Annotated in this window: 27 protein-coding genes and 1 pseudogene; 9 read left to right on the forward strand and 19 right to left on the reverse strand. The window is 64.4% G+C overall.

Annotation, left to right across the window (positions count from 1 at the left end):
- Positions 1-14: 14 nt before the first annotated feature.
- The 7 genes and pseudogenes from AC1RRJ_RS02140 to AC1RRJ_RS02170 all read left to right on the forward strand — a co-directional run.
- Positions 15-365: pseudogene (locus AC1RRJ_RS02140) on the forward strand (YciI family protein); the annotation flags it as partial.
- An 87-nt stretch (positions 366-452) separates the two neighbouring features.
- Entirely contained in the window at positions 453-1,775 is a 1,323-nt protein-coding gene (locus tag AC1RRJ_RS02145; protein ID WP_493120059.1) for an RNA polymerase sigma factor, read from the forward strand.
- A gap of 99 nt (positions 1,776-1,874) precedes the next feature.
- Positions 1,875-2,180 carry an ArsR/SmtB family transcription factor gene (locus tag AC1RRJ_RS02150; protein WP_493120060.1) on the forward strand — a complete coding sequence of 102 codons (306 nt, stop codon included), beginning with the start codon at positions 1,875-1,877 and terminating at the stop codon, positions 2,178-2,180.
- Entirely contained in the window at positions 2,177-2,587 is a 411-nt protein-coding gene (locus AC1RRJ_RS02155) for an SRPBCC family protein (protein ID WP_493120061.1), read from the forward strand. The genes AC1RRJ_RS02150 and AC1RRJ_RS02155 overlap by 4 nt, the downstream gene beginning before the upstream one ends.
- A gap of 24 nt (positions 2,588-2,611) precedes the next feature.
- A complete protein-coding gene (locus AC1RRJ_RS02160) occupies positions 2,612-2,827 on the forward strand; it encodes a hypothetical protein (RefSeq protein ID WP_493120062.1) in 216 nt (71 codons plus the stop codon).
- A complete protein-coding gene (locus tag AC1RRJ_RS02165) occupies positions 2,820-3,230 on the forward strand; it encodes a DUF1801 domain-containing protein (RefSeq protein WP_493120063.1) in 411 nt (136 codons plus the stop codon). Before AC1RRJ_RS02160 ends, AC1RRJ_RS02165 begins: the two co-directional genes overlap by 8 nt.
- 18 nt (positions 3,231-3,248) lie before the next feature.
- Positions 3,249-3,638 carry a DUF1801 domain-containing protein gene (locus AC1RRJ_RS02170; protein ID WP_493120064.1) on the forward strand — a complete coding sequence of 130 codons (390 nt, stop codon included), beginning with the start codon at positions 3,249-3,251 and terminating at the stop codon, positions 3,636-3,638.
- Here AC1RRJ_RS02170 and AC1RRJ_RS02175 read toward each other — a convergent pair.
- Together AC1RRJ_RS02175 and AC1RRJ_RS02180 are read right to left on the reverse strand one after the other, a co-directional pair.
- Complete coding sequence (locus tag AC1RRJ_RS02175; RefSeq protein WP_493120065.1) at positions 3,619-4,146, reverse strand: hypothetical protein; 528 nt, start codon at positions 4,144-4,146, stop codon at positions 3,619-3,621. The genes AC1RRJ_RS02170 and AC1RRJ_RS02175 overlap by 20 nt on opposite strands.
- Before the next feature lie 110 nt (positions 4,147-4,256).
- The gene (locus tag AC1RRJ_RS02180; RefSeq protein WP_493120066.1) at positions 4,257-5,219 is read right to left on the reverse strand and encodes a patatin-like phospholipase family protein; all 963 of its coding nucleotides are present in this window, start codon (positions 5,217-5,219) and stop codon (positions 4,257-4,259) included.
- A gap of 210 nt (positions 5,220-5,429) precedes the next feature.
- Here AC1RRJ_RS02180 and AC1RRJ_RS02185 point away from each other — a divergent pair, with 210 nt between their 5' ends.
- Positions 5,430-6,596: a hypothetical protein gene (locus tag AC1RRJ_RS02185; RefSeq protein ID WP_493120067.1), complete on the forward strand. Its 1,167-nt coding sequence runs from the start codon at positions 5,430-5,432 to the stop codon at positions 6,594-6,596.
- A 69-nt stretch (positions 6,597-6,665) separates the two neighbouring features.
- On the opposite strand, the gene AC1RRJ_RS02190 is transcribed toward AC1RRJ_RS02185, so the two are convergent.
- The 6 genes from AC1RRJ_RS02190 to AC1RRJ_RS02215 all read right to left on the reverse strand — a co-directional run bounded on the left by AC1RRJ_RS02190 (position 6,666) and on the right by AC1RRJ_RS02215 (position 10,908).
- Complete coding sequence (locus AC1RRJ_RS02190; RefSeq protein ID WP_493120068.1) at positions 6,666-7,244, reverse strand: hypothetical protein; 579 nt, start codon at positions 7,242-7,244, stop codon at positions 6,666-6,668.
- A 153-nt stretch (positions 7,245-7,397) separates the two neighbouring features.
- On the reverse strand, positions 7,398-7,631 hold the full coding sequence (locus AC1RRJ_RS02195) for a hypothetical protein (RefSeq protein WP_493120069.1): 234 nt from the start codon (positions 7,629-7,631) through the stop codon (positions 7,398-7,400).
- The gene (locus AC1RRJ_RS02200) at positions 7,628-7,948 is read right to left on the reverse strand and encodes a hypothetical protein (protein ID WP_493120070.1); all 321 of its coding nucleotides are present in this window, start codon (positions 7,946-7,948) and stop codon (positions 7,628-7,630) included. Before AC1RRJ_RS02200 ends, AC1RRJ_RS02195 begins: the two co-directional genes overlap by 4 nt.
- A gap of 149 nt (positions 7,949-8,097) precedes the next feature.
- Positions 8,098-8,541 carry a hypothetical protein gene (locus AC1RRJ_RS02205; RefSeq protein WP_493120072.1) on the reverse strand — a complete coding sequence of 148 codons (444 nt, stop codon included), beginning with the start codon at positions 8,539-8,541 and terminating at the stop codon, positions 8,098-8,100.
- Positions 8,542-8,614: 73 nt separating this feature from the next.
- Positions 8,615-10,279: a 2-isopropylmalate synthase gene (gene leuA, locus AC1RRJ_RS02210; RefSeq protein ID WP_493120073.1), complete on the reverse strand. Its 1,665-nt coding sequence runs from the start codon at positions 10,277-10,279 to the stop codon at positions 8,615-8,617.
- A 248-nt stretch (positions 10,280-10,527) separates the two neighbouring features.
- Positions 10,528-10,908 (reverse strand): hypothetical protein, encoded by a 381-nt coding sequence (locus AC1RRJ_RS02215; protein WP_493120075.1) that lies wholly within the window; start codon positions 10,906-10,908, stop codon positions 10,528-10,530.
- Between the two features lie 333 nt (positions 10,909-11,241).
- Here AC1RRJ_RS02215 and AC1RRJ_RS02220 point away from each other — a divergent pair, with 333 nt between their 5' ends.
- Positions 11,242-12,480: a hypothetical protein gene (locus tag AC1RRJ_RS02220; RefSeq protein WP_493120076.1), complete on the forward strand. Its 1,239-nt coding sequence runs from the start codon at positions 11,242-11,244 to the stop codon at positions 12,478-12,480.
- A gap of 23 nt (positions 12,481-12,503) precedes the next feature.
- On the opposite strand, the gene AC1RRJ_RS02225 is transcribed toward AC1RRJ_RS02220, so the two are convergent.
- The 11 genes from AC1RRJ_RS02225 to ilvB form a co-directional block, all read right to left on the reverse strand.
- Complete coding sequence (locus tag AC1RRJ_RS02225; protein ID WP_493120077.1) at positions 12,504-12,992, reverse strand: rhodanese-like domain-containing protein; 489 nt, start codon at positions 12,990-12,992, stop codon at positions 12,504-12,506.
- 159 nt (positions 12,993-13,151) lie between these two features.
- Positions 13,152-13,796 (reverse strand): YceI family protein, encoded by a 645-nt coding sequence (locus tag AC1RRJ_RS02230; protein WP_493120078.1) that lies wholly within the window; start codon positions 13,794-13,796, stop codon positions 13,152-13,154.
- Between the two features lie 98 nt (positions 13,797-13,894).
- Positions 13,895-14,302, reverse strand: a complete 408-nt coding sequence (locus AC1RRJ_RS02235; RefSeq protein ID WP_493120079.1) for a hypothetical protein — start codon at positions 14,300-14,302, stop codon at positions 13,895-13,897.
- 108 nt (positions 14,303-14,410) lie between these two features.
- Entirely contained in the window at positions 14,411-14,722 is a 312-nt protein-coding gene (locus tag AC1RRJ_RS02240; protein ID WP_493120080.1) for a hypothetical protein, read from the reverse strand.
- A 49-nt stretch (positions 14,723-14,771) separates the two neighbouring features.
- Positions 14,772-16,034: an adenosylmethionine--8-amino-7-oxononanoate transaminase gene (locus AC1RRJ_RS02245; RefSeq protein WP_493120081.1), complete on the reverse strand. Its 1,263-nt coding sequence runs from the start codon at positions 16,032-16,034 to the stop codon at positions 14,772-14,774.
- A gap of 138 nt (positions 16,035-16,172) precedes the next feature.
- Positions 16,173-16,781, reverse strand: a complete 609-nt coding sequence (gene bioD, locus AC1RRJ_RS02250; protein ID WP_493120082.1) for a dethiobiotin synthase — start codon at positions 16,779-16,781, stop codon at positions 16,173-16,175.
- Entirely contained in the window at positions 16,778-17,920 is a 1,143-nt protein-coding gene (locus tag AC1RRJ_RS02255) for an 8-amino-7-oxononanoate synthase (RefSeq protein ID WP_493120084.1), read from the reverse strand. The genes bioD and AC1RRJ_RS02255 overlap by 4 nt, the downstream gene beginning before the upstream one ends.
- Before the next feature lie 50 nt (positions 17,921-17,970).
- Positions 17,971-18,573 (reverse strand): DUF6151 family protein, encoded by a 603-nt coding sequence (locus AC1RRJ_RS02260; RefSeq protein ID WP_493120085.1) that lies wholly within the window; start codon positions 18,571-18,573, stop codon positions 17,971-17,973.
- An 82-nt stretch (positions 18,574-18,655) separates the two neighbouring features.
- Positions 18,656-19,696, reverse strand: a complete 1,041-nt coding sequence (gene ilvC / locus AC1RRJ_RS02265) for a ketol-acid reductoisomerase (RefSeq protein WP_493120087.1) — start codon at positions 19,694-19,696, stop codon at positions 18,656-18,658.
- 110 nt (positions 19,697-19,806) lie between these two features.
- Complete coding sequence (gene ilvN, locus AC1RRJ_RS02270; protein ID WP_493120089.1) at positions 19,807-20,322, reverse strand: acetolactate synthase small subunit; 516 nt, start codon at positions 20,320-20,322, stop codon at positions 19,807-19,809.
- Between the two features lie 4 nt (positions 20,323-20,326).
- The gene (ilvB, locus tag AC1RRJ_RS02275; RefSeq protein ID WP_493120090.1) at positions 20,327-22,081 is read right to left on the reverse strand and encodes a biosynthetic-type acetolactate synthase large subunit; all 1,755 of its coding nucleotides are present in this window, start codon (positions 22,079-22,081) and stop codon (positions 20,327-20,329) included.
- Positions 22,082-22,174 lie beyond the last annotated feature (93 nt).

The following is a 22,174-nucleotide window of genomic DNA, read 5'->3' on the forward strand; positions in this document are numbered from 1 at the left end:
CAAGGAGACGGACGATGCGTGTGATGGTTTTCGTGAAAGCGACCGAGGACAGCGAACAGGGCCTTCCGCCTGCGGAAGAGATGACCGAAATGTTCGAGGCGATGGGCAAGTTCAACGAGGAACTGGTCAATGCCGGCGTGATGCTCGGCGGCGACGGGCTGAAACCCTCGTCGGCGGGCAAAAGGATCGCCTTTGACGGCACGAGCCGGGCGGTGATCGACGGCCCCTTCGCCGAGACGCGCGAACTGGTCGCGGGTTACTGGATTTGGGAAGTCAAGGATATGGACGAAGCAGTCGCCTGGGCAAAGCGCTGCCCCAATCCGATGCCCGGGCCGAGCGAACTCGAAATTCGTCCTTTCTATGAAATGGAGGATTTTGGCGAGGCGGTGACTCCCGAGATTGTGGAGCGGGAGCAGCGGCTGCGCGACCAACTTGCCGGCGAATGATCGCCGATGTCTGCCGCCATGCTTGCCCTGCCGACGATCTTCGCGGACAAGGCGGGCATGGCGGAGGACGAAACCCACCGGGCGATCGAAGCGGTTTTTCGCATCGAGCGGGCGCGGTTGATTGCCGGGCTGGCGCGCATGACCCGCGACGTCGACCGTGCCGAAGAACTGGCGCAGGACGCGCTGATCGCAGCCCTGACCGAATGGCCGAAGACCGGAGTGCCCGACAAGCCCGGCGCGTGGCTGACGGCGGCGGCAAAGCGCCGTGCGATCGATGGCATCCGCCGCGACGCGATGCGAACGCGCAAGCATGCCGAAATCGCCCGCGAGCTGGACGACGAGGCGGACATGAGCGCAGTAACGATCGAAACGGCGCTGGACGATGAACTGGGTGACGAGCTGCTCGGACTGATCTTCGCCGCATGTCATCCCGTAATTTCACCTGAAGCGCGCGCGGCGTTGACGCTGCGGCTCGTTGGCGGACTGACGACCGAGGAGATTGCGCGCGCCTTCCTGTCGAACGAAGCGACGATTGCGCAGCGGATCGTCCGGGCGAAGAAGGCGATCGCCAAGGCCGGGGTCGCATTTGCGGTGCCGCGCGGGGCCGAACTGACGGCGCGGCTCGGTTCGGTGCTCGAGGTCGTCTATCTGATCTTCAACGAGGGCTATTCCGCGACCGCAGGGCCATCGCTGGTCCGGCCACTGCTGTGCGCCGAGGCGCAGCGGCTGGGGCGCATCTTGGCGGGACTGGTGCCGGGCGAACCCGAGGTGCTGGGGCTGCTTGCATTGATGGAGATCCAGGCGTCGCGGCTGGCGGCGCGCACGGGCCCTGACGGCGGGTTCGTGCCGCTGACCGCGCAGAACCGCGCGCGCTGGGACCAGCTGCTGATCCGCCGCGGGCTGACCGCGCTCGACCGTGCCGAGGCGTTGGGCGGTGCCGATGGCCCCTATGCCTTGCAGGCTGCGTTGGCCGCGTGCCACGCAAGGGCCCGGCGATCCGGGGACACCGACTGGGTGCGGATTGCGGCGCTCTATGACCGGTTGGGGCAGGTGATGCCGTCTCCGGTGGTCGAGCTCAACCGTGCGGTGGCGCACAGCATGGCGTTCGGGCCCGAGGTCGGGCTGCGGCTTGTCGATGCGATTGCGGGAGAGGCGGTGCTGCGCAACTATGCTCCCCTACCCGCTGCGCGCGGTGATTTTCTGCTCCGCACGGGGCGACGTGAAGAGGCGAAGGCGCAGTTCGAGGCGGCGGCCGGCCTTGCCGGCAATGCGGGCGAACGCAACTTCCTGCTCGCCCGCGCCGCTGCTTGCGCCGCGGAGGGCGGTTGATGTCCCGGCGGGCGATTCCTGGTTGACTCATTCATAACTCACTGGTTATGGATTATTCATAGCCTGAGAGTTATGAATGTGATGCCAAACCCGTCCGATATGTTGTTCAAGACTCTCGCCGATCCGACGCGGCGGGCCATTTTCGAGCGATTGTGCCGCGACGGCGAGCAGACGGTCGGGGCGCTGACGGCGCGCGCCGGGGTGTCGCAGCCCGCGGTGTCGAAGCATCTGGGCGTACTCAAACAGGCGGGCCTCGTACTGGATCGGCAGGCGGGGCGGCAGACGCATTATCGGGTGCCGCGCGGCGCGCTGGCGCCGCTTGCCGACTGGACGCAGGAAATGACCGGTTTCTGGGAGAGCCGTTTTGACGGGCTCGAGGATTTGCTCAAAAGGATGGACCAATGACCGAAGCAACTACCGCAACCCGATCGGTGATCGTCGAACGCGAGATCACGCACCCGGCTGAAAAAATCTGGCGCGCGCTGACGATGCCGCATCTGGTCGAGGAATGGCTGATGAAGGGCGATGTCGCGGCGGTTGCGGGGCATAAATTCAGTTTTGGCGCCGAGTGGGGCGATGTCGACTGCGAAGTGATCGAGGTCGAGCCGCAGCGGGTGCTATCCTATAGCTGGGCGGGCAAGGGGCTGGAGAGCGTCGTGACCTGGACGCTCACGCCGATCCCGACGGGCACGCTGCTGCGCATGGAGCAGACAGGTTTCCAGCCCGACCAGCAGCTTGCCTATCATGGCGCCAAGGCCGGCTGGCCGCGCTTCGTGGGGCGGTTGGAGGAAGCTTTGGCACGAATGGACTGATCCTGGTCGACAAGGGAGAGACGGATGAACTGGAATATCTGGATACGGCAATTCCATCGCTGGGTGTCGATGCTGTTCACGCTGGTCGTGATCGCCATTTTCGCGATGTTGGGGCTAGGCAAACAGCCCGCGGAATGGGTGTATTTGGTGCCGCTTGCGCCACTGTTCTTGCTGACGTTCACCGGCCTGTACATGTTCGCGCTCCCCTATGTTGTCCGGCGGAGGGCAGGCCGTGGCTAAGGAACCCGTTCTGCTGTCGGGTGGTAATCCGCAGATACCCAAGGGCGACGGCGATGCTCCGGTGCAGGCCTATATCGGCGCGATGCCGGGCTGGAAGAGCGCGGCGGGTAAGCGGCTCGATGCGCTGATCATGCGGACCGTCCCGGCGGCGCAGAAGGCGGTGCGGTGGAACTCGCCCTTTTACGGGGTCGAGGGGCAGGGCTGGTTCATCGCCTTTCATTGCTTCACCAGATATATCAAGGTGACGCTGTTTCGCGGGACGTCGCTCGATCCGGAACCGCCGGTCGGGTCGAAGGACCCGGAGGCGCGATATTTCCATATTTATGAAGATGAGGCGCCCGACAAGGCGTTGATGGCGAGCTGGATCCGGCAGGCGGCGGCGCTGCCCGGCTGGATCCCCTGAGCGAAAGCGAGGCCGGACATGGCAGAATATATATCGGAAAAAGACCCGTCGCAGTTGATCGACGAGCGGATCGCGGCGCTGGGCGACTGGCGGGGCGAGACGCTGGCCCGGCTGCGGGCGCTGATCCACGAGGCGCTGCCCGATGTGGTGGAGGACTGGAAGTGGCGCGGGGTACCGGTGTGGTATCGCGGCGGGATGATCTGCACCGGCGAGACGTACAAGGACAAGGTTAAGCTGACCTTCGCCAAGGGCGCGGCGCTCGATGATCCTGCCGGGCTGTTCAATGCCAGCCTCGACGGCAATGTCCGGCGCGCGATTGACGTCCATGAGGGCGAAACGGTCGATGCCGCGGCGTTCAAGGCGCTTCTGCTTGCGGCAGCAGCGGCGGTTACAGCGCCACGAAAATGACCGCGCCGGTTGCGGCGGCGAGGGTCAGGAGCAGCGCGGCCTTCGGACCATAGGCGCGGATGGCGCGCACCAGTCGCGGCTCGGGGGCTTCGTCGGCCAGAGGCCAGTCGATGTCGGGCGCCGGCACCCCGATCCGGCTCGGCTGGGGCAGCGAGGTGGGCGGCGAAGCAAGGCCGGGGCCGCTGATCCCGCTGGCGAGGACGAGCTTTTCGAAGGCGACCGCCATTTTTTCACGGCCGAGATGCTCGTTGAGTGCCTCCGCCCCGACTGGCGCGGGCAGACTTGCGACCTTGCGCTCGATTTCGCCGTCGAGGGCGTGGAGCCGGTCCATCGCCTCGATGATCCGTTGCCGGTCGCGGCTTTCGAGCGCGAGTTCCAGCCGGGTCAGTGACAGCGTACTGGCGCGGCAATATTGCAAGCCCCAGAAGAGCGCGGTCGCTTCCCTGTCCGCGATATTCGCCGGATGCGGCTGGCCGGTATCACCGACGGTGGTCACGGAAGCGTTCACGATAGCTACTCCTCTGCACGCCCCCCCTGACGATCGGCTTAAGGGCAAAGACGCAGCGGAAGAAATGCCGATCCGGCCAGCCGAGACGGGCTTGCGGCGGGGCGGGCGCGCTAGCTCAGCAGCGGTTCGAGCGCCTTCCATTCGCGCTCGACCGCCGCGCGGCCGGCGTCGATTGCTTTGCGGATCTTTGCCGGGCTGAATTCGAGTGTTTCCGACACTTCCTGTTCGGGTTCGATGATGCGGATCGGCGCGAAGCGGTAGCGCGAGATTTGCAGGTCGAGCGGGCGCAAGATGTGCGCCGCGGCGCCGCCGCCGACCCCCGCGGCCTGCAAGGCGCGCGCCTGCGCCTCGCGCGCCGCGATGATATCGTTGATCAGCGCGGCGTTTTTGGTGTCGTTCGCCGAGACTTCGGATTGCAATATATCGACCGCGCGCAGCCCGATCTTGATGAGGTTGGGAAAGAGGCGGACCGCGCCCGGACGCGGCGGCGGCGAGGCGCGGACGACGATGACGCCGCGCGGGTTGAGCTCGAGCGCGTCGTCGAGCGGGGTCACATTGCGCACCCCGCCATCGACCCATTGTTCCTCGGTTCCGTCGGCGGCGGTGGTTTTGAGCGGGTCGAAAAACACTGGCATCGCCGAACTGGCATAGACCCAATTGTGGATGCCGGGGACGCTTTCGTCGATGCTGCGGTAACTGCCGGTGCCGAGGTTGACGACGCCGAGCCGCAGCTTGCGCCCGCTGGCTCGCAATTTCCGATCGTCGGCAAAGCTTTTGAGCATCCGGCGCAGCGGCGCGGTGTCATAAATCGCATCCTCGCCCAATATGCCCCCCGCGATGCCGAGCGGGCGTTCCTTGTAGATATCGCCATTGCCGCGAATGCCGAGCCAGCGGTCGAGCAGCCCGGGCACATCGTCCTGCGCCACTCCCAGCGCCTGGATCGCGCCGGTTGACACCCCGGCGACGATATCGAGCCGGACGCCGCGATTGACTACAAGTTCGTGGACGACGCCGACCTGAAAGGCGCCCTTGGCACCGCCGCCGCTGAGTACGATCGCAAGGTCACCCGCCATGGCTATCCTCCTTCGATTGGGAGGGGATATAGCATGGATTGCGCCGGAAGCGGACGATGAAGAGAGAGCGGGATGGTCCGGCTGTGATCGCGCGCATCGTCGGGGTCGGCAAGGGCCGTTATGTGGTGGGTTCCGACGTCGAAGGCCGCTGGCGTGCGCCTTGTTCAAGGCTTCGAATCGTGGAAGATGGCGCGAGCATAAGGAGATGGCATGGTGCGGAAATCGATTTTGGCAGCCGGGGCGGCCGGGGCAGCGGCGCTGGGCTTTGCGGCCCCGGCGGCGGCCAACCGGCTGGTGCTCGACCTTCAGGGCATGTCGCCTAATCGCGTCATCATCTATGCCGACGAATATTCGTCCAACCGGACTCCGGTCGGCGATATGGGACCGATCGACATCAAGGAGATCGAGCTCGTCACGGTTTATGAAGCGGCGGACAAGCCCTATTGGACCGAAACCGACATCCAGTTCCAATGCCCCAATCCCTATTCCGCCGCGCACGGCCGCAAGCGGGTAAAGCCGGGCGACAAATGGGTTCTGCCCGCGGCGACGTCGGTCCAGTTCCGTCTGGTCAATGGCCGGACGCGCTCGAAGCAGAAGGACGACAGCGACGCGTTGCAGCCGACCGACTGGCAATCGACGTCGAGCTATCCGATGCTGCGCGCCTACCGGTTGGCGTGCCAGGAAGCCGAGCTGAGCCAGGCGATCGCCGCGTCGGCCAAGGATGGCATGATCGTGCAGGATCTGGTGACCCGCAATCTGGCCGCACTGGGAGTCGAGGGCGTGCTGATGGCGCCGATCGGATATAATTGGGCCGAGGCGGCCGAATTCAGCTGGACGCATTTCTGGAAGGACGCGAAGAAGCCGCCGGTGATGGCGAGCCGCAAGCTGACGCCCGCCGAACAGGCGGCGTTCGAGGAACGGCTGCGCGGCTTTGCGGCGGCGCTGCCCGCGGCCCGGCAGCAGGCGATGGGCATTATCGACAATTTCCAGAGCGAAAGCGCCTTTGTCACCAAGGCGGCGGCGCTGCGCGGCAAGCGCAAGCTGTCGCGCAGCGAAAACCTGCTCCTTGGCGTCTGGATGTCAAAGACCGAACAGGATGTCGTCGCGGCGAACGGCCCGCCCGCGGTCGATAGCGCCGGCGGCCTCCGTTTCCTGTCCTATGGCCGCGCCTATGATAATCGCGTCCTGTGGCAGAATGTCGTGAGCGGGGGGACGCGGGTCACCGGCGGATATGACAGCTGCAACGTCCGTTATGTCCTGCTCCCCGACGACAAGGGCGTGCCAAGGGTTGCCGACGTGACGGTCAGCCGCGACCGCGACGGCGCCCTCGCCGGCACCAATGCCTGCGCCGATATCATGAATGTTCCCGGCGGTTAGCGCCGGCATTCCTCCGGTTCCCTTCGTATCTGTTTTGCGAAGATCGCGAAGGGGCGGTCCGGAATCCCGTTATCGGGCTGATTTTGCCGAAGTGCATTCGCCGAGCCGACGATAAGCGTCCTGCAGGCGGATGACCTGGGTGCTGAAGACCTGCTTTCCGCCGAAATCGACTGCGATGTCGTCGGTCTCGTTTTTCTCGGCCAGCAGGGCTTTCATGTTGACGATCAGGATGAACACGCCGTTGGTCGCGGTCTGTCCGATCGTCGTGTGAATGGCGGGATAGATTTGCGTCGGATCCTTGCTGCGCACCGTAATTTTGGTGGCCCCCGCTTGTGCGACCTTCGGAATATCCTTGCCGTCGAACCAGATCATGCCGACGCCCTTCTCGGCCATTTCGGCATTCCACGGGCCGTGCATGGCAAACATCCCGCTGTTGCTGATGAAGTTCACCGAGCAGCGGTAGCCGTCATTTTCGGGTTTGCGCATCAGCACCCAAAAGCCTTCAGCGCCTTTGTAAAAGGGTTCGCTGTGCAAGTTCGTCGACGTTTCGCCGCCGCCACCGAGCAGTTCGGGGGGCAATTGCGCCGCGGCGGGATTCGACAGGCCGGCCAGGATCAGCGCGCCGAGGCCGAGGTAGGTGTTTCGCATCGAAACCAAGCTCCTTGAGGGTGAAGTCAAGTATTATCAGCCGGTTCTATACCATTTCAGTGATGCCCGTCACTGCACAGATGAGCTTTGCCATCGATCAGCGCATGGCTTGCGCCGCTACGCTCGCTCCGGCTCGATGCTATGGCTTAAACGCTAATAGCCGCCCACCGAACCCGGCGGGCGATAGAAGCGGTAGCGGGTAACCGCGCCGTCGATCAGGTGCTTTTTCAGGCGCTTGCGCATCTTGTCGGCGTCTTCGATCGTGACGCAGACAAGGCGGGTGCCGCCCGAGGGCAGGGTTTCGATCGCGCTGATCGCGACGCCTGCGGTCTTGCAGGATTTGGTGACGTCGCTTTCGGGCATCGTCACGTTCATCGCGCGGGTCATGGCATCACCGGTGGCGCGGCGCGGGCGCGGATGGCGGTGGCGACGCGGGCATAGCCCTCGTCGCTCGCGGTTGCGATGGCGAGCGGGCGGCCGCCGAGTTCAGGGTTTTCCGTGTTGAGGAAGGCGATCGCAGTGTCGCGGGCGCTTTCGCTGCCCGTTCCGCCGAGGGTCAGCCACGCGAGCTGGCTGATATTGCCCTGACGCCGCGCGTCCTCGCGGGGGAGCGGGGCGCGCGCCTTGCGGAAGAAGCTGTTCGAGCGCGTCCTTGTGGACGCGGGCGGGGCGGTCTCTGTATCGGGAAGGGGTTCGGGATTCACTGCGGCGCGGCTCCTCTTGCGTAAGCGGGAGCACGGCCTGTCTCTCGGTCGCGACGGCTTACGAGAATGCGTGCCGCGATAGTTTCCATATGGGGTCGTGGGGGGCGGATTGTAAGACGCCTCTGCAGGCCGCGAGGGTTATGGCTTGATCAGCGAACGCGGCCCTTAGCTTCTTCCACGCCGATGGGGCTGTAGCGGACATGGGTAAGGTAGGTCTTCGAGACCTTGATCGCGCAGATCGTGGCGAATTGTGCATCGACCGCCGCCTGATCGGAGAGCGGCGTTTCGCTCGTGGCGAATAGCGTGTCGGCACCGTTGATCGAGACCATCGCCATGCCGAGGTCCGCTTCGACCCCGGTCTTTTCCATGCCGTCGATCAGGGCGGCGATATCTTTGTTCGATGCGCCGGAGATGGTGAAAAGATAGATCGACTGGACGCCCCCCTCGCCGAAGTCGGTGACGGCGGGCGCCTTCTTGCCCGGGCAGGCATGGTCGGACGTATTCAGGCCCGTCGACTTTGGTTCCCAGCGCTTGGTGCAGCCAGCCAAGGCAAGGCCCGCTGCGATCGATATGGCTATGATATGCGGACGCATGGCGATCCTCCCCCGGAAAGGGGAGGATCGCACGGCTTTCTTTTCAATTTCTTAAGGTCCCGGGTGGGACCCCTCAGGCTCCGTTGGCGGCGCTGAGGATCGCGCGGACACTGGCGGTGGCGACGTCGGTGTCGAGACCGCAACCGAACAGGCTCTTGCCGGCGGTGGTGCGGCATTCGACATAGGCGGCGGCTTGCACGGTGCTGCCCTGGCCGATCGCATGTTCGCTATAGTCGATGATGTCCATCACCGGGCCGCCGCTCTCGCTAAGCGCGGCGATCACGCTGGACATCAGGCCGTTGCCGCGGCCGCTGACGGTGCGCGGGGTGCCGTCGATCATGAGCTTGCCCGCGAAGATGCGGTCGGCGCCCGAATGGGTTTCGGACCAGTCGACGAGCTGGAAACGCTTGTTCTCGACCGCCAGATAGGTGGTTTCGAAGGCGCCCCAAATATCTTCTGCGCCGAGCTCGCGGCTGGTTTCGTCGGCCAGCGCCTGGACGACATGGCTGAAGCTTGCCTGCATTTTCTTCGGCAGCTTCAGCCCCTTGTCCTGTTCGAGCACCCACGCGACGCCGCCCTTGCCCGACTGGCTGTTGACGCGGATCACCGCTTCATAGCTGCGGCCCAGATCGGCGGGGTCGATCGGCAGGTAGGGGACTTCCCATTTTTCGTCATTTTGGCGTTCGCGCGCGGCGAAGCCTTTCTTGATCGCATCCTGGTGGCTGCCTGAAAAGGCGGTGTAGACGAGCTCGCCGCCATATGGGTGGCGCGGGTGGACGGGGAGCTGGTTGCAATATTCGACCGTCTGGATGACCTCGTCGATGTTCGAGAAGTCGAGCTGCGGGTCGACGCCCTGCGTGTACATGTTGAGCGCGATGGTAACGAGGCAGGTGTTGCCGGTGCGCTCGCCATTGCCGAACAGGCAACCCTCGACGCGGTCGGCGCCCGCGAGCAGGCCGAGTTCGGCCGCCGCGACGCCGGTGCCGCGGTCGTTGTGGGTGTGCAGGCTGATCAGCGCGCGGTCGCGGTTCGGCAGATTCTTGCCGAAATATTCGATCTGGTCGGCGTAGATATTCGCCGTCGAGGCCTCGACCGTCGCGGGCAGGTTGAGGATGATCGGATTTTCGGCGGTTGGTTGCAGCACCTCCATCACCGCTTCACACACCTCGATCGAGAAATCGATTTCGGCGGTCGAGAAGGTTTCGGGGCTGTATTCGAAGCGCCAGTTGGTTTGCGGCAGGCGCGCGGCATTGTCGCGTAGCTGCTTCGCGCCGTCGATCGCGATCTGCTTGATCTCGTGCATTTCCATGCCGAAGACGATCTTGCGCCACGCGGGGCTGACCGCATTATAGAGGTGGACGATCGCGGTCTTTGCCCCGGCGAGGCTGTCGAAACTGGTGCGGATGAGGTCGGCGCGCGACTGGGTCAGCACCTGTACCGTCACATCGTCGGGGATGCGGCTGTTCTGGACAAGGCCGGAGATGAAGTCGAACTCGGTCGCGCCCGCGCTGGGGAAGCCGACCTCGATTTCCTTGAGGCCGACGCGGCAGAGCAGGTCGAAGAAGCGCGCTTTCTTCTCGGCATCCATCGGGTCGATCAGCGCCTGGTTGCCGTCGCGCATGTCGGTGGAAAGCCAGATCGGCGCCTTGGTGGTGACGCGGCCGGGCCATTCGCGGTTCGCCAAGGGAACCTGCGGAAAGGCGTGATATTTGACCGAAGGGTCGCGGAGCATGGTCATGGTCTTTTGGTTCTTCTGCGAAAGGGTGGTTTTGGTCGAGTTACCCTTGGGCGATCGCGCGCCACCGTGGGCGCAGCGTCATCGTCACGCCCAAGGGCGTGTAAGTCGCAGAAGTAGGAGCCCGTTGTGGCGCATGGCCACGCTCTGACATGAAAATGTCGTGTTTGGCAAGGGGGAAGGTGGGATAATTGCGTGGGGTGCCGCGCTGCGCCACCCCCGCGATGGCGGGGATGGCGCGCGGGAGACCGTCAGGCAGCCTTGCTGTCCGGCTCTTCGAGCTCGTCCTCGTCGTCATCCTCGTCACCCCATGGTTCGAAGATTTCATCCTCGATCATGTTGGCGATGGCGTGGACGCGGATGCCGATCATCCAGTCTTCGAGCGGACCTTCCCACGCGGCCTCGACCGTGGTCGGCGCATCCGGGGCGCCTCCCGAGGGGCGATCTCCGACGAGATCGAAATCCTGAATGCCGTCGGCGGGCGGGTTGATATAGACATGGGGATCGAGCTGGACGCTCGCCCAGCCCGCAGTGGGTGCCAGGCCCTCGGCCTCGACGGTCAGCAGGGCATTTTCCTCGTCGCCGCCGATGAAGGCGTTCACTTCGACAATTTCGCGTACCAGTTCGCTCATCACACGCGCTCCTTGTGAAACAAGAGGCGGGGTCGGGAGACCCCGCGCGCATATTGCGCGGCGCGTGTGACAGTTTGGAGTGCACGACGCCTTGTTTTCGTTATCGGTGCTTCCGGATGACTGGATCGCCGGGTCCGGCTGCCCCTGACCGACAAGGGTTCCGCAAGCATCCGTAAAGACACGAATCTCCGTGTCGCCGTGAACAAGCCGTGTCGTGTCTCCCGCTTCTATAGAAATACTTCTGTATTCGGTGACTTAACTGATTGACCACGTCCGTCGATGATATCACAGAAGAGCCGGGCTTCGGCCCGGGGGAAAATGGGGGAGTGAAATATGGAAAAAGCGATCTGGCTTTTGACGGCTGCCGCGCTGATTGCGCAGCCGGTCGCAGCGCGCGAGGCCGAAGCGAATGGGGATACGCCGGAGGAAATTGCCGAAGATGCGGCGCGCGATCTCAAGGACAGTCGTTTTTACAACAAGCCGGGCGCCAGCCGGGCGGACTATGATGCCGATTGGCAGGCCTGCCGTTTGATCGCGCGCGGGTCGCGGACGCCGGCCGGGTCGGTGCCCATCTATAATCCGGCGATATACAACCCGGCGATCTCGCCGCTGGCGGCGGGTATCGGCGGCGGACTGGGAGCCGCCATTGGCGCGGCGATCGTCGAGGGGCAAATGCGCCGCGCCAACCGGCGCAACTGCCTGCTGATCAAGGGATGGCGCCTAGTCGAGCTTCCTTCGGCGCAGGCCGCGAAAGTCGCCGCGATGACGGATCCCGAACGGCAAAGCTATTTCGAGACGATGGTCGGTGCGCAGACAGTCGAGGGCGGCACCACCGAAATGACCAGTTTCGCCCCGGTAGCCGACGACGGGCTGAACATGAACGGCGCACTCGCTGGCCCGGCATCGCTGTTCCTGGGCAAGAAAGTCGATCCCGGGACGCCGCTTGCACTGGCGGACAATGAAGGCGGGCTGGTCGTCGCATTCCGGCGCAACGATGCCGGAAGCGCGGGGCGCTCGGGCCGCGTCCAGATCCGCCGTTTCGACCGCGAAAATGGCGATCTTTTCTATCAGCCGCGCGACTGGAAGAAAAAAGGCGACCACACCACCTATGCCAGCGAATTTGTCAGCAAGGACAAGAAGGCGGCGTACGAACTGCAGGTCGTGAAATTGACGCCGGGCTGGTATGTTTTGCAAACCGACGCCGTCGGTGCGGTTCTGCCCAACACGACCAATTGTTTTGGTGCCCCGGCTTTCGAGGTCAAGGCGGGCGAATATGCCTATCTCGCCGATGTGTCGCCCTTTCTCGGGGCCCGGCTTTCGACGGGCGGCGAGCATACGGGTATGGGCTATGCGCGCAATTTCAAAGAAGCCAAAGTCGCCATGGCGGGTTTTCAGCCCGATGCGGCGGCCCGGATGGTCGAAGCGAGGATCGAAAATCGCGCGACCTATAGCTGTGCCGGGCAAGTGATGACGCGCATGGATTTTCCGGGCGTGACCGACATGGTTCCTGCGCCGGCCGACAAAAATGCGCTGGGCGTTGCCGAGTCAAAGGCGCCCGAACCCGTCCTGTGACATGGGTGTGGCTGGGGGGAAGGTTAGCCCTTCACCCAGCCCACTGCGGGATCGTTGAAATCGACGACGTCGGCGAGTTCGCGGACATTGGGATAGCCATAGCCGACGAGGTTGATGAAGGTCTGGATATTGAGCGCGAGCGCGGCCGATTTCATCGGCACCGGCGCCGCGTCGTTCCGGAAATTATTGTTGCAATAGATGAGGATGGGGCGGTTCGGGTCGGCACCGATCACCGCGGCGAGGCTGTCGGCGGTGAAGTCGGTGAGTGGCAGGTTGATCGCGCCGGCGATATGTCCGCGCGCAAAGGCATCCTTTGAGCGGGCGTCGAGGAGAAGGGTGCCGGGCTTCGCGGCTTCGGTCCTGAAGGCGTCTAAGGGGAGGAGGCGCGCGGCGCGCTCTGGCCCGACGCTGACGGTGAGCGCCTGAAAGGCGGGATAGTCGATTTGCGGGTTGGTCTGGGCCAGCGCGGGCGCGGCGGTCAGCACGAGAGCGAGTAGCAGGGTTTTGCGCATGATGATCCTCCCTTGATGGGGGGATGCTAGGCGCGGGATGCTGGATGAGTGATGAACACCCAATCCGTTGTCATCCCCGCGAAAGCGGGGACCCAGCTTGGGCGGCACAAGGCCCAAAGGGGCCCCGTTTTCGCGGGGATGACGAGAATATTGAGGTTGTTACTGCTTTTCGAACGCGGCGTGGATTTCGAGTTCGACGATGTCGCTCACGACCGGGATACCGTAATTGACCCCGAAATCGCTGCGGCGGATTTTGGTTTCGGCGTCGAAGCCGATGGTGGCTTTCTTGTTGAACGGATTGGTGCCTGCGCCGTGGAAGTCGACATCGAGCGTCACCTGTCTGGTGACGCCGTTGAGGGTGAGATTGCCGGTGACCTTCGCTTCGTCGCCGTCATCGTCGAGGACGACGCGGGTCGAGACGAATTTGGCGTCGGCGGGGTCGGGGCCGAAGAAGTCGGCCTTGGCGCCGTCCTTGCCGGCGCGCAGCAGATGGTCAGTGAGTCCGGCGCTGGCGGTGGTGACCTTCGACACCGGGATCGTCACATCGACCTTCGACGCGGCGGGATTGGCGGGATCGATGACGAGCGTACCCGAAACGTCGCCGAAAATGCCCGAATATTTGCTGAAGCCGAAATGATCGACTTCCCAGACGACCATCGTGTGGCCGGGGTCGGCCGCGTAAGTTCCGGCGGTGACGCGTGTCTTGTCTGGCGCGCCCGGGACGCCTGAAGGGGCCTGCGCGATGACGACGGGAACCGCGACGACGGCGAGTGCGAGAATGGCGATGGGAGCAATGCGGCGCATGTGGGGGCCTCCTGTTTGTTCGGAAGCGTGGAGGCTATGCGAGGCGAGGGGGCGGCGTCAATTGCGCGCACCGAAACGCTGGGTTTCCGGGCGGGCGATCAGTCGGCCGCCCGGCGTTCCTCGAACCATTGGCGCAGCATTGCCGACGTGCAGCCGGTGAAGCCATAGCTGCCGACGGGCGAGCAGCTGTTGGGGCGGGTGGCGCGGGCGATATTGTCATAGCCCTCGACCGCCGAGGCCCATGAACCGCCGCCGACGGGGGTGTCGTCCTTCAACTCTTCGCGCAATTCCTTGGGGACACGATAGCGTTCACTTTCGGGTTGCTGCGCACAGACGATGATTTCGTCGCCCACGGGCTCGGGGCAGGGGTCGTTGCCATAGGTGTAGAGGACCGAGGTTTTCTGCGGCGGCTCGCCGGTTTGCGCGAGGCTTTGATCGAACGCATGCGCGGGCGTGGCGAGGGCAAGCGCGGCGAAGAGCGGGAGGAGGAGGGCAGGTTGTTTCATCGCAAATATGCATTCCCTTGGCGACCATCCCCTGCTTACCACGCTAGCGGGTGGAGATGAACCTAAGCCGAACTGTCATGCCCCCCCCCGACGGCGGCGGCCTTCGGCTCAATTCAGGGCGCGGCATTTCGATTTGGCGTCGTTCATCGCCGGATTGACCATGAAACAAAGAACATATTTGTTGCCGCTCGACAGAATGAAGGAATAGGAGGAGATGTTTTCGGAGAACATCTCCGTCTCATAATTGTTGAACCCGACGATCCTCCACCCTGCATTGAGAAGCTCGGTCATCGACTGGGTGAGCGGGACCCAATCGGTGGGGCGCTCATAGCTGTCAACGGGTTCCTGTTTGCGCGCTTCGGCACTGCCGAGGGGAAAGAGCATCAGAAGCAGCGCGAGAAACAGGCCGGGTTTTTGCATTTTTCGTTCTCCAGTAAGGAGTTAGGGGGATTTTCAGTGTATCCGAAGATCAACCCGGCGCGTCAAGCGACGCCGCGATGGCATTCCAGACCTGCGCGAGCTCGTCGGGCTCGATGCAATAGGGCGGCATGACATAGACGGTGTTGCCGAGCGGGCGGAGCAAAACCCCCCGGTCGCGGTAGAAGGCGATCAGGCGCGGCGCGAGGTTCGAGAGATAGCCGCCGTCGGGGACGTGGATGTCGAATGCCGCGATGGTGCCGAGCTGGCGCGGGTTGGCGACGCGCGGGTCGTGGCCGAGCATCGACAGGTGCGCGCCTTGCGCGACGGCGAGGGTGTCGATGCGCTGCTGGACGGGTTCGTCGCGCCAGATTTCGAGGTTGGCGTTCGCGGCGGCGCAGGCGATCGGGTTCGCGGTGTAGCTCGACGAATGATAGAAGGTTTTGGCGCGGTCGGTCGACCAGTGGGCGGCGAAGACGGGTTCGATGCACAGCGTCACCGCGAGCGGAAGGCTGCCGCCGGTCAGGCCCTTGGACAGGCACACGATATCGGGGATGACGCCCGCCTGATCGCAGGCGAAGCGGGTGCCGGTGCGGCCCCAGCCGGTCATCACCTCGTCGGCGATGAAGAGGACCTGGTGGCGGGCGCAGATGCTGCGCATTTCGGCGAGCACCCACGCGGGATAAATGAGCATGCCGCCGGCGCCGAGGATCAAAGGTTCGACGATGAAGGCGGCAGGTTTGGCTGCGCAGGCTGCTTCGAGGGCGTCGAGCGTCCGTTGCTCCATGCCTTCGTGCGGGAAGGGGATGGTGTCGACGTCGAAGAGCAAAGGCTGCCATGCCCGGTTGTAGACACCGCGCTCGCCGACCGACATCGTGCCGATCGTGTCGCCATGATAGCTATGCTCGAGGACGAGGATGCGGCTGCGCGGCTCGTCGATATTATACCAGTAGCCGAGCGCCATTTTGAGCGCGACCTCGACGCTGGTCGACCCTGAATCCGAGAAGAAGACGCGGGTGAGCGGATCGGGGGTGATGCGGATCAGCTCGGTGGCCAGCGTTTCGGCGGGTTCGTGGGTCCAGCCGGCGAAGATGAGCTGGTCGAGCTTTTCCGACTGGTCGCGGATCGCCGCCATGATGCGCGGGTGGGCGTGGCCGTGGGTGGTGACCCACCAGCTGGAGATCGCATCGATCCAGCTTTGGCCGTCGGGGCCGTAAAGGCGCGCGCCTTCGCCGCGGGCGATCAAGGGAACGGGGTCGCCGAGGCCGTGCTGGGTGAAGGGGTGCCAGACGGGGGAGGTGGGGTTTTGCGTCATCTCTTACCTCGTCATTCCCGCGAAAGCGGGAACCCAGTGGCACCGTTGCTGGTCGAATGCCACCCTGCGGGTGGAGTTTTTTGTTCGCTGGGTCCCCGCTTTCGTGGGGATGACGAAGAGGGGAGGGGATGGCGGAATTTAGCGGAAGTCGGCGATGTTGAAGTTCGCGCTGAACGCCGCGGCAAGGCTTTCGCTCGTCAGCGGATCGATGATCGGCAGGCGCCCCAGGCGTTGGACGCCGCTGATTTCGGCGATTGTCGCTTCGCTGTCGGGGACGGGGTCGCCGAGGAAGGCGAGGCCGTGGATCGGGACGCCGCGCGACCGCAGCGCTTCGATCGTGAGCAGGCTGTGGTTGATCGTGCCGAGCATCGTGCGGGCACAGACAATCACCGGGATCTGCCATTTCGCGAAGAGGTCGGCGTAGAGAATGGTGCGGGTGACGGGAACGAGCACGCCGCCGGCGCCCTCGACGATCAGGTCGCCGGGCGGCGGGGCCAGCGTTTCGGCGTCAATGGTAACGCCGTCAACTTCGGCGGCGTAATGCGGCGAGGCGGGGGTGATCAGGCGGTGCGCTTCGGGGTGGATGGGCACTCCGGCGAGGCGCGCGACGATCTCGCTGTCCGTTTCCTCTTCGAGTCCCGCCTGAACCGGTTTCCAGTAAGGAACGCCGGTCGCCTGCGCTAGCCCCGCGGAAAAGATGGTTTTTCCGATGCCGGTGTCGGTGCCGGTGACGACGAAGCGGGTCATGCGTCGGCCATCGCGGCGGCGAGGGCGTCGGCCATGGCATCAATGTTATCTTCGTCAACATTGAGCGTGATCGCGATGCGGAGGCGGGCGGTTCCCTGCGCCACCGTCGGCGGGCGGATGCCGCGAATGTCGAAACCCGCGGTTTGCAGCGCTGTCGCGATGCGCATCGTGCGGTCATTCTCGCCGATGATGACGGGCTGGATCTGGGTGCCGCTGGCGATGATGCCGAGCGGGGCGAGGCGCGCTTCGGCGTGGCGGACGAGCGCGGCGAGGCGGGCTTGCCGCTCGGGCTGGGTCGCGACGATTTCGAGGCTCTGGCGGACTAGCCACGCCATCAAGGGCGACGGCGCGGTCGAGAAGATGAAGGGGCGGCCGCGGTTGACGAGAAAGTCGGTGACGACCCGCGGGGCGCAGAGCAGCGCGCCTTCGCAGCCGAGCGCCTTGCCGCAGGTGTGGAGGGTGATCAGATTGTCGCGGCGTGCGAGGTCGCTGGCGAGTCCTGCGCCATTGGCGCCGTAAACGCCCGTGGCATGGGCTTCGTCGACGATCAGCACTGCGTCGAAGCGATCGGCGACCGCGGCGAGTTCGATCAGCGGGGCGCGGTCGCCGTCCATCGAATAGAGGCTTTCGACCGCGATCCATGGGGTTCCCGAGCCGCCACCGGCGCGCCAGCGCGCGATGATGTCGGCGAAGGCCTGCGGATCATTGTGCGCGGCGGGGATGCTGCCGGCGCGGGCGAGGCGCATGCCGTCGTGCGCGCTGGCGTGGATCAGCTCGTCGTGGACGATCAGGTCGCCGCGCTGCGGCAGCGTCGCGAAGAGCGCGGCATTGGCGGCGAAACCGGTCGAGAAATAGAGCGCGGCCTCGCTGTCATAATGGCGCGCGGCGTGCGCTTCGAGCGCTTCATGTTCGGCGTGGTTGCCGCGCAGCAGGCGCGAGCCGCCCGATCCGGCGGGGATGTTCTGTGCGATCCCGGCCGAGAGGGCTTCGCGCAACGCCGGGGAATCGGCGAGGCCGAGATAGTCGTTCGAGGCGAAGTCGATCCCGCTGCGCGGTGTGAGCGCGCGGAGGCGGGTTTCGGCGGCGAGCGCGCGAAGGTCGCGGTGATGGGCGGAGAAGGGAGAGGCGCGGCCCGGCATCGGCGTTCCTTAGGATATGGGATCGAAATGGCAAACCCGCGCGGTGCAGTTCAACCGGCTTTCTGGGCGAGCCGTTCTTCGCTGGTCATGCGATGGGGTTTGGCGATGGGTTCGAGGGTTTTGCTGTCGAAAAGCTCGCATCGCCGACGATCGCCCGACACGAGATCCTTGATCATCCGCGGGAAAAAGCGGCGCATCAATGCCCCCATGCTCATCCTGGGCAGATGGCTGGTGTCGCCAACGCCGTCCTCTGTGAAGAGATGCCCGCGCGGCGGGCCGACCAGCCGCGCGCGCGCCGCGGGGTCGCAGGCGCCGAGCTGGGTCGTGATGTACGGGATTTTGCCATTGGCATAGGTGTTGAACAGCGGGGTGCGGCAGCATCCGGCGTACCAGCGCAGCGTCGGCTTGTCGGTCAGGTGAACGCAGGCGAGCTGGTCGCGGCCCGAGGCGATGTGCACGCGCGCGCATCGCGACTGATAGAGCGAAGCGCCGCCATGTTCGTCGAGCATCCGCTCCGCATGACCGAGATGGTGGGCGAGATATTGGCAATCGGCGCAATGGCAGACGACATGGTCGCCCTGATCGGGGCCGACGTGCAGCAGCGTTCCGGAAACCGTCCCGCATTCGCAGGCAAAGGGGAGGTTGGATGTCATGATCGAACCTTGCTCCTTTGCCTGCGATTGCGAAAGCGTTAGCCGCCTGGACCCCGGCTTTCGCCGGGGGCCGCGTTGACGCTTAATTCTTCGACTTGTCGACCAGCTGGTTCTTGGCGATCCACGGCATCATCGCGCGCAGTTCGCCGCCGACCTGTTCGATCTGGTGCGCTGCGGCGGCCTTGCGGCTCGCTTTCAGCTCGGGCTGACCGGCCTGGTTGTCGAGGACGAAATCCTTGACGAAGCGGCCCGATTGAATGTCCTCAAGCACACGCTTCATTTCGGCCTTGGTTTCGGCGGTGATGATGCGCGGACCCGTCTTGATGTCACCATATTCGGCGGTGTTCGAGATCGAGTAGCGCATGTTGGCGATGCCGCCTTCATAGAGAAGGTCGACGATCAGCTTGGTTTCGTGGAGGCACTCGAAATAGGCCATTTCGGGGGCGTAGCCCGCCTCGACCAGCGTTTCGAACCCGGCCTGGATCAGGTGGGTCACGCCGCCGCACAGAACGGCCTGTTCGCCGAAGAGGTCGGTTTCGCACTCTTCCTTGAAGCTCGTCTCGATGATCCCGCTGCGCCCGCCGCCGACGGCCGAGGCGTAGGAGAGGGCGAGCGCCTTGGCATAGCCGTTGCCCGACGAACCCGCACCCTGCGCTTCCTGCGCAACCGCGATCAGGCAGGGGACGCCGCCGCCCTTTTGATATTCGCTGCGCACAGTGTGGCCGGGGCCCTTGGGGGCGACCATGAACACGTCGATGTCGGGGCGGGCTTCGATCAGGCCGAAGTGGATGTTGAGGCCGTGGGCGAAAGCGAGCGCCGCGCCGGGCTTCATGTTCGGGCCGATGTCGTCGGCGTAGATTTTCGCCTGATGCTCATCGGGAGCGGCGATCATGATCACGTCGGCCCACGCGGCGGCTTCCTTGTTCGTCATGACCTTGAAGCCTGCGGCTTCGGCCTTTTTCGCGGTCGCCGAACCGGCGCGCAGCGCGATGGCGACGTCGGTGACGCCGCTGTCGCGCATATTCTGTGCGTGGGCGTGACCTTGGCTGCCGTAACCGACAACGGCGACCTTCTTGCCCTTGATCAGATCCTGGTCGGCGTCGCGATCATAATACACTTGCATTGCTAAACCCTTCTTACATTCACTTGATCGTCATCCCGGGCAAAGCCGGGACCCATATCTGGTACGCTGGGTTCCCGCTTTCGCGGGAATGACGAAGGTTGGTAAAATACTTAAGCCGCCTCCGCCCCGCGAGCGATGGCGACGACCCCGGAACGGCCGACTTCGACGAGGCCGCATTCGCGCATCAGGGCGACGAAACGGTCGACCTTTTCGCTGGCGCCGGTGATTTCGAAGATGAAGCTGCTGATCGTCGTGTCGACGACCTTCGCACGGAAGACATCGGCGAGGCGCAGCGCCTCGATCCGTTTGTCGCCGGTGCCCGCGACCTTGACCAGCGCGATCTCGCGCTCGACATGCGCGCCCGCGTCGGTGAGGTCGGTGACCTTGTGGACGGGGACGAGCCGGTCGAGTTGGGCGATGATCTGGTCGATGATCGCGGGCGGCCCCGAGGTAACGATCGTGATCCGCGACAGCGCATGGTCCGAACTGATGTCCGCGACGGTCAGGCTTTCAATATTATAGCCGCGCGCTGTGAACAGCCCGGTGATTTTGGCGAGCACCCCGGCTTCGTTATCGACGGTGATGGCGAGCACGTGGCGCTCGCCGGCTTCGGTTTGAATTTTCATCGGATTACACCAGTGCCTTGGCTTCGTCGTCCATCGTGCCGGTGACGTCGCTCGGCTGGAGGATCATGTCGGTATGGGCGGCTCCCGACGGGATCATCGGGAAGCAGTTGGCGAGCTGGGCGACGCGGCAGTCGACGATCACCGGACCCGGGGTGTTGATCATCGTCTGGATGCCGTCCTCCAGCTCACCGAAATTGTCGATGCGCAGGCCGGTCCAGCCATAGGCGTCGGCGAGCTTCACGAAATCGGGCAGGCTGTCCGAATAGCTGTTCGAATAGCGGCTTTCATAGGTGAGTTCCTGCCACTGGCGGACCATCCCCATCCACTGATTGTTGAGGATGAAGATCTTCACTGGCAGGCGGTACTGGCTGACCGTGCCCATTTCCTGAATGTTCATCTGCAGGCTGGCTTCGCCTGCGATGCAGATGACGAGGCGGTCGGGGTGCGCAATCTGCGCGCCGACGGCGGCTGGAAAACCATAGCCCATCGTGCCGAGCCCGCCGCTGGTGAGCCAGCGGTTGGGGCCGCGGAAACCGAAATGCTGCGCCGCCCACATCTGATGCTGACCGACCTCGGTCGTGATGATCGGGTCCATCGCATGGGTGGCGTCGTACAACGCCTTGACCGCACGCTGCGGCATGATTTCGGCAGCGTCTTCCTTCTTCTCGGGGAAGTCGAGGCAGCGCGTTGCGCGCCAGCCGTCGATACGGCGCCACCATTCGCCAAGGTCGCGCGCCTTGTGGCCCGCTGCCTGCCAGCCCGCGATGATCGCATCGAGCGCGCGGCCGGCGTCGCCGATGATCGCGAGATCGACGGCAACGATCTTGTTCACCGAGCTGCGGTCGATGTCGATGTGGATCTTTTTCGCTTCGGGCGCGAAGGCGTCGAGGCGGCCGGTCACCCGGTCGTCGAAGCGCGCGCCGACCGCGATGATCAGGTCGGCGCGGTTCATCGCCATGTTCGATTCATAGGTCCCGTGCATGCCGAGCATGCCGAGCCATTTATCATCGTCGCACGGAAAGGCGCCGAGCCCCATCAGGGTCGAGGTGATCGGCGCGCCGGTGAGCGCGACGAGCTGACGCAAAGCCGCGCTCGCATCGGGGCCGGCGTTGATCACGCCGCCGCCGGTGTAGAAAACCGGGCGCTGCGCCGCAGCGATCATCGCGACGGCTTCGGCGATCGCGGCATTGTCGGGCTCGACCTGCGGGCGATAGCTTTTATGCTCGATCATGTCGGGCACGATATATTTGCCGGTCGCGACCTGAACATTCTTTGGAATGTCGATCACCACCGGGCCGGGGCGACCGTGGGTCGCGATGTAAAATGCCTCATGCATGATCGGGCCGAGCCGCGCGGGGTCCATCACCAGATAATTATGCTTGGTGCAGTGGCGCGTGATGCCGACGGTGTCGCATTCCTGGAAGGCGTCGGTGCCGATCAGGGTGGTCGGAACCTGGCCGGTCAGCACGACCATCGGGATCGAATCCATCAGCGCGTCGGTGATGCCGGTGACAGCGTTGGTCGCGCCCGGGCCCGAGGTGACGAGCACGACGCCGGGTTTGCCGGTCGAGCGGGCGTAGCCCTCCGCCGCATGGGTCGCCGCCTGTTCGTGGCGGACGAGAATATGCTGGATCGTCGGATGCTTGAAGAGCGCGTCATAGATAGGAAGGACCGCGCCGCCCGGATAGCCGAACACCGTATCGACCCCAAGATCGACCAGCGCCTGAACCACCATGTCGGCACCACTCATTTCCGTCACGACAATGCTCCTTCCGTCTTGTGCGAACGCACGAACCTGTACGTCCAAACCGCGCGCTTGTGCGCCGCAGCAAGGTTGCGGGCAATAGGTGTA

The organism is Sphingopyxis sp. GW821-FHT12C06 (genome assembly GCF_058807415.1).